The 16,121-nt window shown below is 46.6% G+C and carries 16 protein-coding genes and 1 pseudogene; all 17 read left to right on the forward strand.

All coding sequences use genetic code 11. The features are described 5' to 3' along the window. The first annotated feature begins 5 nt into the window (after positions 1-5). Complete coding sequence (gene fliM, locus AB4493_RS04295; RefSeq protein ID WP_017060676.1) at positions 6-1,052, forward strand: flagellar motor switch protein FliM; 1,047 nt, start codon at positions 6-8, stop codon at positions 1,050-1,052. A gap of 29 nt (positions 1,053-1,081) precedes the next feature. Next, on the forward strand, positions 1,082-1,492 hold the full coding sequence (fliN, locus tag AB4493_RS04300; protein WP_004739851.1) for a flagellar motor switch protein FliN: 411 nt from the start codon (positions 1,082-1,084) through the stop codon (positions 1,490-1,492). Then, positions 1,492-1,932 carry a flagellar biosynthetic protein FliO gene (fliO, locus tag AB4493_RS04305; protein ID WP_017060675.1) on the forward strand — a complete coding sequence of 147 codons (441 nt, stop codon included), beginning with the start codon at positions 1,492-1,494 and terminating at the stop codon, positions 1,930-1,932. The genes fliN and fliO overlap by 1 nt, the downstream gene beginning before the upstream one ends. Continuing rightward, positions 1,919-2,848: a flagellar type III secretion system pore protein FliP gene (fliP, locus tag AB4493_RS04310; RefSeq protein ID WP_372154560.1), complete on the forward strand. Its 930-nt coding sequence runs from the start codon at positions 1,919-1,921 to the stop codon at positions 2,846-2,848. Before fliO ends, fliP begins: the two co-directional genes overlap by 14 nt. 11 nt (positions 2,849-2,859) lie before the next feature. Further along, positions 2,860-3,129 (forward strand): flagellar biosynthesis protein FliQ, encoded by a 270-nt coding sequence (gene fliQ, locus AB4493_RS04315; RefSeq protein ID WP_029235191.1) that lies wholly within the window; start codon positions 2,860-2,862, stop codon positions 3,127-3,129. Positions 3,130-3,135: 6 nt separating this feature from the next. Then, the gene (gene fliR / locus AB4493_RS04320; RefSeq protein ID WP_017060672.1) at positions 3,136-3,918 is read left to right on the forward strand and encodes a flagellar biosynthetic protein FliR; all 783 of its coding nucleotides are present in this window, start codon (positions 3,136-3,138) and stop codon (positions 3,916-3,918) included. Positions 3,919-3,927: 9 nt separating this feature from the next. Then, positions 3,928-5,058, forward strand: a complete 1,131-nt coding sequence (gene flhB / locus AB4493_RS04325) for a flagellar biosynthesis protein FlhB (RefSeq protein ID WP_017064116.1) — start codon at positions 3,928-3,930, stop codon at positions 5,056-5,058. A 210-nt stretch (positions 5,059-5,268) separates the two neighbouring features. Beyond that, positions 5,269-7,368 (forward strand): flagellar biosynthesis protein FlhA, encoded by a 2,100-nt coding sequence (gene flhA / locus AB4493_RS04330; protein ID WP_017064115.1) that lies wholly within the window; start codon positions 5,269-5,271, stop codon positions 7,366-7,368. A 27-nt stretch (positions 7,369-7,395) separates the two neighbouring features. After that, the gene (flhF, locus tag AB4493_RS04335; protein WP_029235190.1) at positions 7,396-8,958 is read left to right on the forward strand and encodes a flagellar biosynthesis protein FlhF; all 1,563 of its coding nucleotides are present in this window, start codon (positions 7,396-7,398) and stop codon (positions 8,956-8,958) included. 13 nt (positions 8,959-8,971) lie between these two features. After that, positions 8,972-9,859, forward strand: coding sequence for a MinD/ParA family protein (locus tag AB4493_RS04340; RefSeq protein WP_017060668.1), 888 nt, complete (start codon positions 8,972-8,974; stop codon positions 9,857-9,859). Further along, positions 9,852-10,586: an RNA polymerase sigma factor FliA gene (locus tag AB4493_RS04345; protein WP_017060667.1), complete on the forward strand. Its 735-nt coding sequence runs from the start codon at positions 9,852-9,854 to the stop codon at positions 10,584-10,586. The genes AB4493_RS04340 and AB4493_RS04345 overlap by 8 nt, the downstream gene beginning before the upstream one ends. A 42-nt stretch (positions 10,587-10,628) precedes the next feature. Next, complete coding sequence (gene cheY / locus AB4493_RS04350) at positions 10,629-10,997, forward strand: chemotaxis response regulator CheY (RefSeq protein WP_016767062.1); 369 nt, start codon at positions 10,629-10,631, stop codon at positions 10,995-10,997. Positions 10,998-11,102: 105 nt separating this feature from the next. After that, the gene (locus tag AB4493_RS04355; protein ID WP_017064113.1) at positions 11,103-11,834 is read left to right on the forward strand and encodes a protein phosphatase CheZ; all 732 of its coding nucleotides are present in this window, start codon (positions 11,103-11,105) and stop codon (positions 11,832-11,834) included. Positions 11,835-11,843: 9 nt separating this feature from the next. Next, positions 11,844-14,036: a chemotaxis protein CheA gene (locus AB4493_RS04360; protein WP_372154561.1), complete on the forward strand. Its 2,193-nt coding sequence runs from the start codon at positions 11,844-11,846 to the stop codon at positions 14,034-14,036. A 13-nt stretch (positions 14,037-14,049) separates the two neighbouring features. Beyond that, entirely contained in the window at positions 14,050-15,174 is a 1,125-nt protein-coding gene (locus AB4493_RS04365; protein WP_017060664.1) for a chemotaxis response regulator protein-glutamate methylesterase, read from the forward strand. Between the two features lie 10 nt (positions 15,175-15,184). Beyond that, a complete protein-coding gene (locus AB4493_RS04370; protein WP_017064111.1) occupies positions 15,185-15,967 on the forward strand; it encodes a ParA family protein in 783 nt (260 codons plus the stop codon). Next, positions 15,954-16,121, forward strand: a pseudogene (locus AB4493_RS04375) (chemotaxis protein CheW); the annotation flags it as partial. The gene AB4493_RS04370 and the pseudogene AB4493_RS04375, both read left to right, overlap by 14 nt.

The following is a 16,121-nucleotide window of genomic DNA, read 5'->3' on the forward strand; positions in this document are numbered from 1 at the left end:
AATTTGTGACCGATTTATTAAGCCAAGACGAAATTGATGCGCTGTTACATGGCGTTGATGATGTTGAAGAAGTTGAAGATGTCTTAGAAACCGAAAATGACAATGCGGTCAATTTCGACTTCTCATCTCAAGATCGAATCGTCCGTGGTCGAATGCCGACCCTTGAACTTATTAACGAGCGCTTCGCACGTCATATGCGTATCAGCTTGTTTAATATGTTACGTAAAACGGCTGAAGTGTCGATCAACGGCGTACAGATGATGAAGTTTGGTGAGTACCAAAACACATTGTATGTACCCACCAGTTTAAACATGGTTCGTTTCCGTCCATTGAAAGGTACGGCACTCATCACCATGGAAGCTCGTCTGGTTTTCATTCTCGTAGAGAACTTTTTTGGCGGTGATGGTCGTTTCCACGCCAAGATTGAAGGTCGTGAATTCACGCCTACTGAAAGACGAATCATTCAGTTACTGCTGAAAATTGTTTTTGAAGATTACAAAGAAGCTTGGTCGCCAGTGATGGGGGTTGAGTTTGAATACTTGGATTCCGAAGTGAACCCAAGTATGGCGAACATTGTGAGCCCAACCGAAGTGATTGTTGTGAGTTCGTTCCACATTGAAGTGGATGGCGGTGGTGGTGACTTCCACGTTGTCATGCCTTACTCCATGGTTGAGCCGATCCGTGAACTGCTTGATGCGGGTGTTCAATCAGACAAGATGGAAACCGATGTTCGTTGGAGTACCGCACTGCGTGATGAGATCATGGATGTGCCCGTCAATTTCCGCGTGAATTTGCTAGAGCAAGATATTTCCCTTCGTGATCTGATGGAGCTGCGCCCTGGTGATGTTATCCCAATGAACATGCCTGAGCACGCAACCATGTTTGTCGAAGAACTGCCGACTTATCGTGTGAAAATGGGCCGTTCTGGTGAGAAGCTTGCAGTACAGATTTCGGAAAAAATTCAAAGACCACATGTGGTTAAAACTGATCTCGCTTTTCTAGGTAAAGACTTATTGTCTGAGCTCGAAAACAGTGATGATGACGACGAATAGTAAAATAGATAAAAGTATAGGAATTGGTAATGGAACCTAGTGAAGATCAAAAGCTAGCAGACGAATGGGCTGCAGCACTTGGTGAAGATCCTTCAGCGCCGTCAATTGATGTTGATGATGTGCTTGCGGCACCACTTGATGAGCTAACCGATTCATCATCTCCGATTTCTGAAGATGAGCGTCGTAAGCTGGATACCATTATGGATATTCCAGTGACTATTTCGATGGAAGTTGGTCGCTCTCAGATCAGTATCCGTAATTTACTTCAGTTGAACCAAGGTTCGGTTGTTGAGCTAGATCGAATCGCTGGTGAGTCACTGGATGTGATGGTAAACGGTACCTTGATTGCTCATGGTGAAGTGGTTGTGGTGAACGACAAGTTTGGTATTCGTTTGACTGACGTTATTAGCCAAACAGAACGAATTAAGAAGCTGCGTTAATGAGCTTTTTGTCTCAAAGACTTGCGGGCTCTTTTCTCGGAATGACAGGTTTGTTACGAGGAATCTTGGGAGTAGGGCTATTAACGGCTCCTTCCATTGCCTTTGCAGCAACACCGCCTTCTCTCGATTTAGCGACCACCTTTGGGTCGCTAATTTTCGTTATAGCCTTCATTTTATTTATTGCTTGGCTACTCAAGCGAATGCAAGTACCTGCGATGTCGAATCAACAAGGTTTGGCGATTGTTAGGCAAATCCCTGTTGGTACTAAAGAGCGTATCGCTATTGTGCAAGCGGGTGATGAACAGTTCTTGGTAGGGATTACCACACAATCGATTCAGCTGATCTCTAAGCTCGATAAACCTCTTACTCAGGAGATGCTGGAAAAAAGTACATTTTCAAGTCAGCTTTCCCAGCTAATAAAAAAAGATGCAAACAAGTAACGGACTTTTGAACTCCTCTTACTTTCACCAAGCCGGAGCTTTCCGAGCGGTGAAAGTGTGGTTGGTTCAGCTTATTCTCCTATGCTCAATCGTATTCAGTGTGTCGGTATTTGCACAAGCTGAAGACGGCACCGTCATTCCTGCGAATACCGCTGGCTCGGATTCGGTCACTATCAGCACGATGGAACAAGACCAAGCCAAATCGACAACCATGACCACGGGCAGCTTGACTGGCAATGGTGGCGGCATACCTGCCTTTACCATGACAACCAATGCCAATGGCGGTGAAGACTACTCGATTAACCTGCAAATTCTCGCGTTAATGACCATGCTTGGCTTCTTGCCGGCGATGGTGATTTTGATGACATCGTTCACTCGTATTGTGGTTGTGATGTCTATCTTGCGTCAGGCGATGGGTCTACAACAAACACCGTCTAACCAAGTCATTATTGGTATCGCGATATTCTTGACCTTCTTCATCATGTCGCCAGTGATTAATCAAGTTAACGAACAAGCAGTTCAGCCTTATCTTAATGAACAGATATCGGCACGACAGGCATTTGATGTTGCCCAAAAACCGATTAAATCCTTCATGCTCAAGCAGACTCGAATCAAAGATCTTGAAACCTTTGTTGATATTTCTGGCGCGGAAGTGACTAACCCTGAAGATGTTTCGATGGCGGTTCTGATTCCAGCATTTATCACATCGGAATTAAAAACGGCTTTCCAAATCGGATTTATGCTGTTCTTGCCTTTCCTAATCATCGACTTGGTGGTGGCATCGGTATTGATGGCTATGGGTATGATGATGTTGTCACCGATGATTGTATCGCTGCCGTTTAAGTTGATGCTGTTTGTTCTTGTTGATGGCTGGAACTTGATACTCTCCACACTCGCCGGCAGTTTTGCCTTGTAGCTGGGGGAATAATGAATCCTGAAATATTCGTAGAGTTGTTCCGAGATGCCCTTTGGATGGTATTAATCATGGTTTGCGCCATCATTATTCCTAGCCTGCTGATCGGTTTGGTTGTGGCTGTTTTCCAAGCTGCGACCTCAATCAACGAACAAACCCTGAGTTTCCTGCCGCGTTTGATCGTAACTTTGTTGGCGTTGATGCTATTCGCACACTGGATGACCCAGATGATGATGGAGTTCTTTTTTGAGCTCATCGAACGCTTGCCGCAAGTTCTGTATTAAACCGATATGGAATACCCAACGAGCCTTGTACTAGAGTGGTTAGCCAATTATTTTTGGCCATACACTCGCATCTCAGCGATGCTGATGGTGATGACGGTAACAGGGGCACGCTTCGTGTCGCCGCGTATTCGTCTGTATTTAGGCTTGGCGATCACTTTTGCGGTGATGCCTGCGATTCCGGCCGTTCCCAAAGAGATTGAACTTCTGTCCTTTCAAGGCTTCCTGACTGTCTTCGAGCAAATTGTGATTGGCGTGGCCATGGGTTTTGTTACCCAGTTCATGATTCAAACCTTTGTTATGCTGGGTCAGATCCTCGGTATGCAATCGAGCTTGGGTTTTGCATCAATGGTCGACCCGGCTAACGGGCAAAACACGCCGGTACTTGGTCAGCTGTTCATGCTGCTAGCGACCATGTTTTTTTTGGCGACCGATGGTCACTTGAAAATGCTGCAGCTGGTGGTGTTTAGTTTTAAGACCTTGCCGATTGGCAGTGGCTCTCTAACCTCTGTGGATTTTCGAGAGCTCGCGTTGTGGCTCGGCATCATGTTCAAAACGGCATTAGCGATGTCATTGTCGGGGATTATTGCGCTGCTAACGATTAACCTTTCTTTTGGTGTAATGACGCGTGCGGCACCTCAATTAAACATCTTTTCTTTGGGTTTTGCATTTGCGCTACTCGTGGGTCTGTTACTTTGTTGGTACATCCTTGGCGGCTTGTATAGTCACTATGAGCTATTCTGGATGCAGGGCGAACAACAGATATGTCGTCTAATCCGGTTAGATTGCTAGGAGACTGAAATGGCAGAGTCAGACGGTCAAGAACGCACAGAAGACGCCACGCCCAAACGCTTGCAACAAGCCAAAGAGAAAGGGCAGGTTGCAAGGTCAAAAGAGCTAGCGTCAGCATCGGTATTAATTGTCGGTGCGATTGCTTTAATGTGGTTTGGCGAATCGATGGCGAAGGCTTTGTTCGAGGCGATGCAACGCCTGTTCTCTTTGAGTCGCGACGAGATCTTTGACACTAACAAACTCCTAGAAATCGCTGGTGGTGCACTGGTGAACCTGCTGTTCCCGCTGTTTTTGATACTGATAACTTTGTTTGTTGCTGCCGTCATCGGCGCTGCGGGTGTCGGTGGGATTAACTTCTCAATGCAAGCGGCGATGCCAAAGGCGTCTAAGCTCAACCCACTGAGTGGTATCAAGCGTATGTTTGGCCTGCAAAGTTGGGTTGAACTGCTCAAGTCTATTCTTAAAGTAGCGCTCGTATCGGGGATGGCGATTTATCTGATTCAAGCCTCTCAGCATGATTTAATGCAGCTGAGCATGGACGTCTATCCACAAAACATCTTCCATGCCTTGGATATCTTGCTCAACTTTATTCTGTTGATCAGTTGTTCTTTGTTGATTGTTGTGGCGATTGATATCCCATTCCAGATTTGGCAACACGCTGATCAGCTGAAGATGACTAAGCAAGAGGTGAAAGACGAATTCAAAGACACCGAGGGTAAGCCTGAGGTGAAAGGTCGAATTCGCATGTTGCAAAGGGAGGCGGCTCAGCGTCGTATGATGGCCGATGTGCCGCAAGCGGACGTGATAGTCACCAACCCAGAGCACTTCTCAGTGGCGCTGCGCTACAAGCAGAATCAAGACAAAGCACCAATTGTGGTTGCTAAAGGTGTCGACCACATGGCGATGAAGATCCGAGAGATTGCGCGTGAAAATGACATCTATATCGTTCCAGCGCCGCCATTGGCGAGGGCGCTTTATCATACCACTGAGCTAGAACAACAAATTCCTGACGGTCTGTTTACAGCAGTTGCACAAGTGCTTGCATATGTTTTCCAGCTTAAACAGTACCGAAAACGAGGTGGTGAGCGACCAAAGCTGCAAGATTCTAATATGCCGATCCCACCTGATTTACGTCATTAGATCAATTGCTTGAGCTCTGCGTGATGAACCCTGATAATAGCGAGCTAGCTAATCTTCCTTTTATAGAGGTGATGGCGATAATTTGACGTGAGATGTTGGTACAGTGTTTGCTGTAGTAGCCTGAACATTATAAGCCCATAGCAAACAGCCCTGACTAAGACCTAATCCACTTGTTCAGAGAGCTACAACATAGCGAAACTGTCTAGATTTATGAAATTCTCCCTGCCTTTTGTGGACAAGCTACCTAAAATCCCTAACCGTGCCATGCCTGCGATTGGTGCACCTGTTATGGTACTTGCAACGCTTGCTATGGTGGTGTTGCCCATTCCAGCTTTCTTGTTGGATATGTTCTTCACCTTCAATATTGCACTGTCTATGGTTGTGCTATTGGTATCGGTTTATACCCGCAGGCCTTTAGATTTCGCTGCATTCCCGACCGTCCTGCTGATTGCGACTCTACTTCGATTGGCCTTGAACGTTGCTTCGACACGTGTGGTATTGCTCCATGGTCACGAAGGTGGCGACGCGGCAGGTAACGTGATTGAAGCCTTCGGTAACGTGGTTATCGGTGGTAACTACGCGGTTGGTTTAGTGGTGTTCTTGATTCTTATGATCATCAACTTCATGGTTGTAACCAAAGGTGCGGGTCGTATCTCGGAAGTAAGCGCGCGTTTCACGTTAGACGCCTTACCGGGTAAACAGATGGCAATCGATGCCGACTTGAACGCAGGTTTGATCGACCAAGACCAAGCGCGTCTGAGACGTTTTGAAGTCACCAAAGAAGCTGACTTCTACGGTTCGATGGACGGTGCTTCTAAGTTTGTTAAAGGCGATGCGATCGCTGGTATCTTAATCTTATTCATCAACATCATTGGTGGCTTGAGCATTGGTATGGCTCAGTTTGATCTTGGTTTTGGTGAAGCAATCGAAATCTACACGCTACTGACTATCGGTGATGGTCTGGTTGCACAAATTCCATCTCTATTACTGTCTATTGCAGCTGCGATGATGGTAACGCGCCAAAATACTGATGAAGATATGGGTGAGCAACTTGTCTTCCAGATGTTCGACAATCCAAAAGCCTTGATGATCACCGCCGCCATCCTTGGCATCATGGGTATTGTTCCGGGTATGCCACATTTCTCGTTCTTGAGCCTTGCCATCGTTGCAGGCGCGGGGGCGTATTACATCGATAAAAAGAACAAGAAGAAGGCGGAAGAGCCTAACCTTCCGGCGACAGTTGAAGCGAATGGAGAAGTAGGCTCTCAGAAGGAGCTCTCTTGGGATGATGTTCAACCTGTCGATATTATTGGTTTAGAAGTGGGTTACCGTTTAATTCCTTTGGTTGATAGAGACCAAGGTGGTGAATTGCTTGAACGCGTTAAAGGTGTGCGTAAAAAGCTGTCTCAAGACTTTGGTTTCTTGATCCCAGCGGTACACATTCGCGATAACCTAGAACTGACACCAAACAGCTACCGTATTACCCTGATGGGTGTTGCTGTGGGTGAAGCTGAGATTAAGCCAGACATGGAGCTCGCGATTAACCCGGGCCAAGTCTATGGCATGATCGATGGCGAGCCGACGATTGACCCTGCCTTTGGCCTTGAAGCGGTTTGGATTCGTGAAGAGCAGCGTGAACACGCACAAGCTCTAGGTTATACCGTTGTAGATTCTTCTACAGTACTGGCGACACACCTTAGCCAGCTGCTAACCAACAACGCATCGCAGCTCATTGGCCACGAAGAAGTTCAGAACTTACTTGAGATGCTCAGCCGCTCAACACCTAAGCTGGTGGAAGGTTTTGTACCGGATCAATTGCAGTTGGGTGTGGTTGTGAAAGTGCTACAGAACCTGCTGAATGAAGCGATTCCAATTCGTGACATTCGAACCATAGTCCAAACTTTGTCGGAGTATTCAGGTAAGAGTCAAGAACCTGACATACTTACTGCGGCGGTTCGCATCTCATTGAAACGATTAATTGTTCAGGAAATCAATGGTATAGAGCCCGAGTTACCAGTGATAACCTTGATTCCTGAGCTGGAACAAATCTTGCATCAAACCATGCAGGCATCCGGCGGAGAATCTGCTGGTATTGAACCTGGTTTAGCCGAACGTTTACAGACCTCTCTCAGCCACGCTACACAAGAGCAAGAGCTGAAAGGTGAGCCCGCGGTACTATTGACCTCTGGCGTGTTGCGTTCGACTCTGGCTAAGTTCGTGAAGAACACGATCCCAAGCTTGCGAGTCTTGTCTTACCAAGAAATACCGGACGAAAAGCAGATACGTATAGTACAAGCTGTTGGTAATTAAGCCGCCTAATTAGAACGGACAATCGAATTGAAAATTAAACGATTTTTTGCAAAAGATATGCGAACGGCTCTGCTCCAAGTTAAAGAAGAACTTGGTTCAGAAGCGGTGATCATGTCTAACAAAAAGGTCGCAGGTGGCGTGGAAATTGTTGCCGCTATTGATGGCGAATCCAGCCCGTCGACAGCGAGCCAGAGATTAAATAAACCTCAGCAGCCTGCACAAAGCCAATATACGCAAATGGCCGCGCCCGCAGCTCCTGCTGGGCGACGTCAACTAGACGATGACAAGGTTAGCCTACAGTCGAATGTTGAAGGTGGACGCTCAATGACTAAGCGCTTTGCGAATATGCTTAAGCAATACAGTCATGGCGCCGATGATGAGCCACAGCATCGTGCAGAAAATGAAGATTCATTGTCAGCATTGCTCAATCGCCAATCAAGCACGGGCCATAAGCCTCATAGTCATCAGACTCAAAGCAATTTGCAGTCTCATGGCCATCAGCAATCTCACGGTAACCAACAGTCTCACGGAAATCTTGATTCTGCATTTGCTCGTGAAACGGGTTTGTCTAAGTTGATTGCTGAAGACCGCAGAGTAGAGCGCCCGACACCTCGCTTGGATCCTACCCGTTATGATCGTGGTCGAGAGAACACTCAGTCCAAAGGTTCTGATACTGAAATGGAAACGATGCGCGAAGAGATGACCTCAATTCGTCGTCTGTTAGAGCATCAAGTTTCTGGGTTGATGTGGCAAGAAGTTGAGCGCCGTGAACCACTGAGAGCCATGCTTATTAAGCGCCTTGAACGTATGGGTGTATCTGCAGAGCTTGCCGATCAAATGGCTTGCTACATTCCTGAAGATACTAAACCTGCACGTGCATGGAAGGCTCTGTTAGCTCTGGTTGCTGACCAAATCTCCGTTACACAAAAAGATATTTTAAAACGCGGCGGTATTGTGGCTCTACTTGGCCCAACCGGCGTGGGTAAAACAACGACTGTTGCAAAGCTAGCTGCACGTGCTGCCATGGAATATGGCGCTGATAACGTCGCACTAGTGACAACTGACACATATCGTATAGGTGCACATGAGCAGTTATCGATCTACGGCCGAATTATGGGTTGTCCTGTAAGAGTTGCTAAAGATTCTAGCGAACTGGCCGATGTAATATATCAGTTACGTAATCGTCGCCTGATTCTGGTCGATACTGCAGGCATGGGACAACGAGATGTTCGCCTATCTGAGCAGTTAGACACATTGATGCAAGAGAGTGGTTCCGTTATCAATAGCTACCTTGTGTTGCCTGCAACCGCGCAACGCAAAGTGCTGCAAGAAACAATTGAACACTTTAGAAGAATCCCGTTGTCGGGATGCATCATGACTAAGCTGGATGAATCCCTAAGTCTAGGTGAATTCATCAGTGTCGTAATACAAAATGCATTACCAGTTGCTTACATAGCAAATGGTCAACGAGTTCCTGAAGATATCGTTATAGCTCAGCCAAAGTACATGATTGCTAAGGCTAATGAGCTATTAGAAAAATCTACAGAGAATGAACCTCATTACTGGAATAGCGATTCTGAAGGGCTCTAGGCGGCGGATAAATATGAATGAAAATATGATACATGACCAAGCTAGCGGCCTCCGTCGCTTAACCAAGCCTTCACTCACAAAAGTTATCGCTGTAACCGGTGGTAAGGGAGGCGTTGGTAAATCTAATGTGACGTTAGGTATGGCTATTTGCATGGCGCGCCAAGGCAAAAAAGTCATGGTGCTAGATGCCGATTTAGGACTAGCGAACGTCGATATCATGCTAGGTATTCGTTCTAAACGAAACCTTGGGCATGTGTTGGCTGGCGAATGTGAACTTAAGGATGCGATTGTCGAAGGGCCGCACGGAATTAAAATTATTCCAGCGACATCGGGCACTCAAAGCATGACTGAACTTTCACACGCACAGCATGCTGGTTTGATTCGCGCATTCGGTTCGCTTGAAGACGAGATGGATATCTTGTTGGTTGATACCGCAGCCGGTATTTCGGACATGGTGATCAGCTTCTCAAGAGCGGCGCAAGACGTGGTTGTCGTGGTATGTGATGAACCTACCTCGATCACGGATGCATATGCTTTGATTAAGCTTTTAAGCAGAGAACACCAAGTTCAGCGATTCAAAGTTGTTGCAAATATGGTCAGAAGCTACCGCGAAGGCCGAGAATTATTTGCAAAGTTGACTTTGGTCACAGAGCGCTTCTTGAATGTGAGCCTCGAACTCGTAGCATGTATTCCTTTAGATGATAAAGTACGTCAATCAGTCAAGAGACAGAAAATCGTAGTCGATGCGTTTCCTCGCTCTCCAGCTGCATTGGCAATCAGCTCTTTGGCTAACAAAGCCTTGACCTGGCCAATACCAAAAACACCGAGCGGACACTTGGAGTTCTTTGTTGAAAGGCTGCTGAATCGTACTGAATTTATAGAGGAACCATTTGGTGAATAAAGCGCTTACTTACGACCAACACGCTAATCACAATAGCCAACAGGCTTTTTTTGAGAAGTACTCTGTGTTGGTTAAACGTATCGCTCATCACTTGTTGGGGCGATTACCGCCTAATGTATTGGTTGATGACTTAATTCAAGCTGGCATGATCGGCTTGATTGAAGCGCAACAAAACTATGATGGTACCAAAGGCGCAAGCTTTGAGACGTATGCTGGTATTCGGATTCGCGGGGCAATGTTGGATGACATTCGCCGTGGGGACTGGGTGCCGAGATCGGTTCATAAGAACAATCGAGAAATCAGCAGTGCAATTGCGGAATTAGAGGGTATCCTCAACCGCGACCCGAGTGATGCCGAAGTGGCAAAACACATGGGGCTCAGTTTAGAGCAGTATCACAGTGCTTTAACTGACATTAATTGCTCAAGACTGGTTGGAATTGAAGATTTAGGCGTCTCAGATGATGTAATATCTCCGAATGAAGACTCTCAAGATAATACGCCTTTTCAAGGGGTTGCTGATGAGTCATTCCGCCAAGCTTTGATCGATTCGATAAAACAACTTCCGGAAAGGGAAGGCCTTGTGCTTTCGCTTTATTACGACGAAGAACTCAATTTAAAAGAGATTGGGGAAGTGTTAGGTGTCAGCGAATCTCGTGTCAGCCAAATACTGAGCCAATCTATGCAGCGTTTACGCACTAAGTTAAGTGCTTGGACACAGAACGACTAACAACACTGATCCTATTCAGTGGAGGCTAATTTGAACAAAAACATGAAAATTCTCATTGTTGATGATTTTTCAACGATGCGCCGAATTGTTAAAAACCTACTTCGCGATTTAGGTTTCAACAACACTCAAGAAGCAGATGATGGCTTGACCGCGTTACCTATGCTGAAAAAAGGCGAATTTGATTTCGTGGTAACTGACTGGAACATGCCAGGCATGCAAGGGATTGACCTGCTTAAACACATTCGCGCAGACGCAGAACTTAAGCACCTTCCAGTGCTTATGATCACAGCTGAAGCGAAGCGTGAGCAGATCATCGAAGCTGCGCAAGCGGGTGTTAATGGTTACATTGTGAAGCCTTTCACTGCTGCAACGCTGAAAGAGAAACTTGATAAGATTTTTGATCGCTTATAAGCATCAATAAATTTAGGCACTTCTAGGTAAACACTGACTGATAAGTTATCTGTTTATCTCGATAGCCTAAGCGCACAAAGTATGCGGAGTAAGGCCGAATTCAGGATGATTTCATTAGAACAAGCAAAAAAATTAGTAGAGCTGCTTGAGAACGATGAGCAGCAAAATGCTGATTCTCTTGTGAGAAGCATTTATGAAGATAACTTTAGTCTTCAAGACAATCCAATGCTTCAAGAAATAGGAAGTCTGACACGCGACCTCCACGACTCTTTGACTCAATTCAATTTCGATGAACGCATCAGCGTTATCGCAAATGACGAAATCCCTGATGCAAGGGATCGCCTTCAGTATGTCATTGATAAAACGGAAGTTGCGGCAAATAAGACGATGGACGCTGTCGATCGCTGTATGCCAATCGCAGACAACCTACACGAGTGTTTACTTCAAGTAAGGCCTCAATGGAATGAACTGATGCATGGCCGCATTGAGCTGGCACAATTTAAAGCTTTATGTCACCGCATTGATGGATTGCTTGTCCAAGTAGAAGGCGACAGTACTGAACTACGCGGACAATTGACTGAAATCTTGATGGCTCAGGATTTCCAAGATTTAACTGGGCAGATAATCAGCAAAGTTATTACCTTGGTGAATGAGGTGGAAGGACGTTTGGTCGAGATTCTCACGGTATTCGGTGCGAATCAAAAAGAGCCAACTCCAGAGTCAGAGAAGAAAGCATCGATTGCGCCTGAAGGTCCAATTATGAACCCAGAAGAGCGCGAAGACGCTGTCGCATCTCAAGATGAAGTCGACGATTTGTTATCCAGTCTTGGATTTTAAAGGTAACGTATGAGCTACGATTTAGACGAAGATATTCTTCAGGACTTTTTAGTCGAAGCAGGAGAGATCCTTGAACTCCTATCAGAACAACTGGTAGAGCTTGAGAATAACCCTGACGACAAAGACCTATTAAATGCTATTTTCCGTGGTTTCCATACAGTAAAAGGTGGTGCTGGTTTCCTAGCATTAACTGAGCTGGTGGATACTTGTCATGGTGCTGAGAATGTGTTCGACATTCTGCGAAACGGCCAACGCAGCGTAACATCAGGTTTGATGGATACCATGCTGCAGGCGCTAGATACAGTCAATGTACAGTTTCGCGCCGTGCAAGATCAGGAACCTTTAGTGCCAGCCGACCAATCTTTATTGGATGAACTTCACCGTCTCTGTAAACCAGAGTCTGCGGATGAAGTGGCACCAGTAGAAGCGCCTGCACCTATTATCCCTGAACCTGTTGTTGCAGCGCCTGAGCCTGTTATTGCTCCGGAACCTACTGCTGAAAACTCAAACATCAATGCATCTTCAGTCGATGATATCTCTGAAGATGAGTTTGAACGCTTGCTTGATGAGCTTCACGGTAAAGGTGGTTCACCAACAGCGCCTTCTGCACCAACACCGCCGCCAGCACCCGCTGCACCTCAGTCTGTTGCTGACAGTGGTGATATTACTGATGACGAATTTGAAAAGTTATTAGATGAATTGCACGGTGCGGGTAAGAGCCCGACAGCGGCAAGTTCAACGCCTCCTCCACCGCCAACGCCGCCAGCAGCACCTGTTTCGGCGATGTCTGAAGGCGATGATCTGATGACTGACGAAGAGTTCGAGAAGTTACTTGACCAACTACATGGCTCAGGTAATGGACCTTCGATTGAAGAATTGGATGCCGCGACTAAGCCAGCAGAAGTTAAGGCAGTAGCACCTCAAGCTGCGCCTAAACCTGCTGCGCCAGTTGCCGTTAAAGCTGAGCCAAAACCGAGCGCTCCAGCAAAAGCTGAAGTTAAAGTGCCGGCTAAGAAGCAACAAGCTGAAGCGACAGTTCGTGTTGATACATCAACACTGGACACCATCATGAACATGGTGGGTGAACTGGTATTGGTGCGTAACCGACTAGTCAGCCTAGGCCTCAACAGCAACGACGAAGAAATGTCGAAAGCTGTCTCTAACTTAGATGTTGTTACTGCAGACCTTCAAGGTGCGGTAATGAAGACTCGTATGCAGCCGATCAAGAAAGTATTTGGTCGCTTCCCACGAGTTGTCCGTGACCTTGCTCGTAGCTTGAAGAAAGACATCGTTCTTGAAATGCGTGGCGAAGAAACGGACCTTGATAAAAACTTAGTAGAAGCACTTGCTGATCCCCTGATTCACTTGGTGAGAAACTCTGTCGATCATGGTATTGAAATGCCAAACGACCGTGTTGCTGCGGGTAAATCACAAACGGGTAAAGTGATTCTGTCTGCCTCTCAAGAAGGTGACCACATTGAACTGGCTATCGTTGATGACGGTGGCGGTATGGACCCTGATAAGCTTCGTGCTATCGCGGTTAAACGTGGCCTGATGGATGAAGATGCAGCGTCTCGCTTATCAAATAAAGAGTGTTTCAACCTGATTTTTGCTCCTGGCTTCTCAAGCAAAGAGCAGATCTCGGATATCTCTGGTCGTGGTGTGGGCATGGACGTTGTGAAAACAGCGATCAACACACTGAACGGCTCTATTGATATTGATTCAGAAATGGGACAGGGCACCAAGATCACCATCAAGGTTCCACTAACCCTAGCGATTCTACCAACCTTGATGGTCGGTGTTGCCGGTCATCCATTTGCATTGCCATTGGCTTCTGTAAACGAGATCTTCCACCTAGATTTAAGCCGCACAAACGTGGTTGATGGCCAGCTGACGATTATCGTTCGCGATAAGTCTATTCCGTTGTTCTACTTGCAAAACTGGCTTGCTCCTAAAGCGGGTATTGTTGAGCTGCGTAAAGGGCACGGCCATGTTGTTATCGTACAACTTGGTAGCCAACGTGTTGGTTTTGTTGTCGATACGCTTATCGGTCAAGAAGAAGTCGTGATCAAGCCGCTTGATAAGCTTCTGCAAGGCACGCCAGGAATGGCAGGTGCGACAATTACAAGTGACGGACACATTGCATTGATTCTAGATGTGCCGGACTTGTTGAAGCAGTACGCAGCTGCGTCAAGAATTTAATTTAAGGATAAATATGGCGATTAAAGTATTAGTCGTTGATGATTCGAGTTTCTTTCGTCGTCGCGTTAGCGAGATCATCAACTCAGAGGCTCGCCTAGAAGTCATTGATGTAGCAGTAAACGGTAAAGAAGCCGTTGAAAAAGCGAAACAGCTAAGACCTGACGTAATCACGATGGATATTGAAATGCCTGTCATGGACGGTATCACTGCCGTTCGTGAAATCATGGCCGCGTCTCCAACGCCTATTTTGATGTTTTCATCGTTAACGCATGATGGAGCGAGAGCAACGTTAGATGCGTTAGATGCAGGTGCTCTCGACTTCCTTCCTAAGAAGTTTGAAGACATTGCACGTAACCGCGACGATGCAGTTGCATTGCTTCAACAGCGTGTGATTCAGATTGCAGCGAAGCGTGCGTTTATGCGCCGTGCTCCTATTGCGCCGAGAGCGACTGCGACGACTGCAACATCTACGCCATTGCGCCAACCGATTTCAACAGCAGCTTCGACTTCGACAGCGAAGCCTGCGGTTGCATCAACGGCGAAATTCAGAGCGTCAGGTAAGAAGTATCAATTAACAGCAATTGGTACGTCGACTGGCGGCCCTGTTGCTCTACAGAAGATTTTGACTCGCATCCCTGCTAACTATCCACACCCAATTGTGTTAGTTCAGCATATGCCAGCAACATTCACTGCTGCTTTTGCGAGCCGATTGAACACCTTGTGTAAGATTGAAGTTCGCGAAGCGCAAGACGGTGATGTGTTAAAACCTGGCGTGGCGTATCTTGCTCCGGGTGGTAAACAGATGATGGTGGATGGCCGCGCAGGGTCTGCACGTCTAAGAATTATCGATGGCGGCGACCGCATGAACTACAAGCCTTGTGTGGATGTCACATTCGGCTCTGCAGCGAAGATCTACGGCGACAAAGTGTTGTCTATGATCCTGACTGGTATGGGCGCAGATGGTCGAGAAGGTTCGCGTATGTTGAAAACTGCGGGCTCGACAATTTGGGCACAAGACGAAGATAGCTGTGTTGTATATGGTATGCCTCAAGCTGTAGCAAAAGCTGGCATTTCTACTGAAGACCTCCCTCTAGACCGTATCGCGGAAAGGATCTTGGTCGAAGTTGGGTTAGCTTAGGTAAATCGAAATGATTGTTTGGAGTGTTGCAAACCAAAAAGGTGGTGTTGGTAAAACGACCACGACCGTGACTCTAGCAGGTTTACTTGCGTTGAAGGGGCACCGTGTTCTGTTGGTTGATACTGACCCACATGCATCACTGACCACCTATCTGGGTTACGATTCAGATACGGTGGAATCGAGCCTGTTTGATCTGTTCCAGCTGCGTGAATTTAACGCGCAGACGGTAAGACCTTTGCTTTTACAAACGGAAGTCGAAGGTATCGATATTATCCCTGCGCATATGTCTTTGGCGACATTAGACCGTGTAATGGGAAATCGAAGCGGCATGGGGTTGATCTTGAAGCGTGCTTTGGCCGCTTTAAAAGATGACTACGACTATGTGTTGATCGATTGCCCGCCAATTCTTGGTGTGATGATGGTCAATGCATTGGCTGCAAGCGATCGTATATTGATTCCGGTACAGACGGAATTTTTGGCGATGAAGGGCTTAGAGCGCATGATTCGCACTTTGACCATTATGCAGAAGTCGCGCAAAACACCGTTTAAGGTGACGATTGTCCCGACGATGTACGACAAGCGAACCAAAGCCTCACTGCAAACATTAACGCAGCTCAAAGATGATTACCCAAACCAAGTTTGGACGTCTGCTGTGCCGATTGATACCAAGTTTCGAGATGCGAGCCTAAAGCGCTTGCCAGCCTCTCATTTTGCATCGGGTAGCCGTGGTGTATTTGCTTATAAACAGTTGCTTATTTATCTCGAAAGGTTGGCGATAAATGAGCGCGAATAAAGAATCAACATTGGCGCAGCCAAGTCTCTCCAGTGAACAAGCACTGGATGATTATTTTACTGCGCTGTTAGGTGATGAAAGCTTTGAATCTGACGATTTTTTTGTTGACGAGTCGAGCGACGAATCGCAATCTGAAGAGCCAGAGCCAGAGCCA

The organism is Vibrio sp. 10N.222.55.A1 (genome assembly GCF_041473835.1).
Lineage (GTDB): Bacteria > Pseudomonadota > Gammaproteobacteria > Enterobacterales > Vibrionaceae > Vibrio > Vibrio crassostreae_C.

What these genes read in the sequence shown, in the direction of transcription:
- flhB (WP_017064116.1), top strand. Translation starts at nt 3,928, where the DNA reads ATGGCAGAGTCAGACGGTCAAGAACGCACAGAAGACGCCACGCCCAAA.
- AB4493_RS04360 (WP_372154561.1), top strand. Translation starts at nt 11,844, where the DNA reads ATGAGCTACGATTTAGACGAAGATATTCTTCAGGACTTTTTAGTCGAA.
- AB4493_RS04365 (WP_017060664.1), top strand. Translation starts at nt 14,050, where the DNA reads ATGGCGATTAAAGTATTAGTCGTTGATGATTCGAGTTTCTTTCGTCGT.
- AB4493_RS04340 (WP_017060668.1), top strand. Translation starts at nt 8,972, where the DNA reads ATGAATGAAAATATGATACATGACCAAGCTAGCGGCCTCCGTCGCTTA.
- AB4493_RS04355 (WP_017064113.1), top strand. Translation starts at nt 11,103, where the DNA reads ATGATTTCATTAGAACAAGCAAAAAAATTAGTAGAGCTGCTTGAGAAC.
- fliR (WP_017060672.1), top strand. Translation starts at nt 3,136, where the DNA reads ATGGAATACCCAACGAGCCTTGTACTAGAGTGGTTAGCCAATTATTTT.
- AB4493_RS04370 (WP_017064111.1), top strand. Translation starts at nt 15,185, where the DNA reads ATGATTGTTTGGAGTGTTGCAAACCAAAAAGGTGGTGTTGGTAAAACG.
- fliO (WP_017060675.1), top strand. Translation starts at nt 1,492, where the DNA reads ATGAGCTTTTTGTCTCAAAGACTTGCGGGCTCTTTTCTCGGAATGACA.
- fliQ (WP_029235191.1), top strand. Translation starts at nt 2,860, where the DNA reads ATGAATCCTGAAATATTCGTAGAGTTGTTCCGAGATGCCCTTTGGATG.
- fliN (WP_004739851.1), top strand. Translation starts at nt 1,082, where the DNA reads ATGGAACCTAGTGAAGATCAAAAGCTAGCAGACGAATGGGCTGCAGCA.
- fliP (WP_372154560.1), top strand. Translation starts at nt 1,919, where the DNA reads ATGCAAACAAGTAACGGACTTTTGAACTCCTCTTACTTTCACCAAGCC.
- flhA (WP_017064115.1), top strand. Translation starts at nt 5,269, where the DNA reads ATGAAATTCTCCCTGCCTTTTGTGGACAAGCTACCTAAAATCCCTAAC.
- cheY (WP_016767062.1), top strand. Translation starts at nt 10,629, where the DNA reads ATGAAAATTCTCATTGTTGATGATTTTTCAACGATGCGCCGAATTGTT.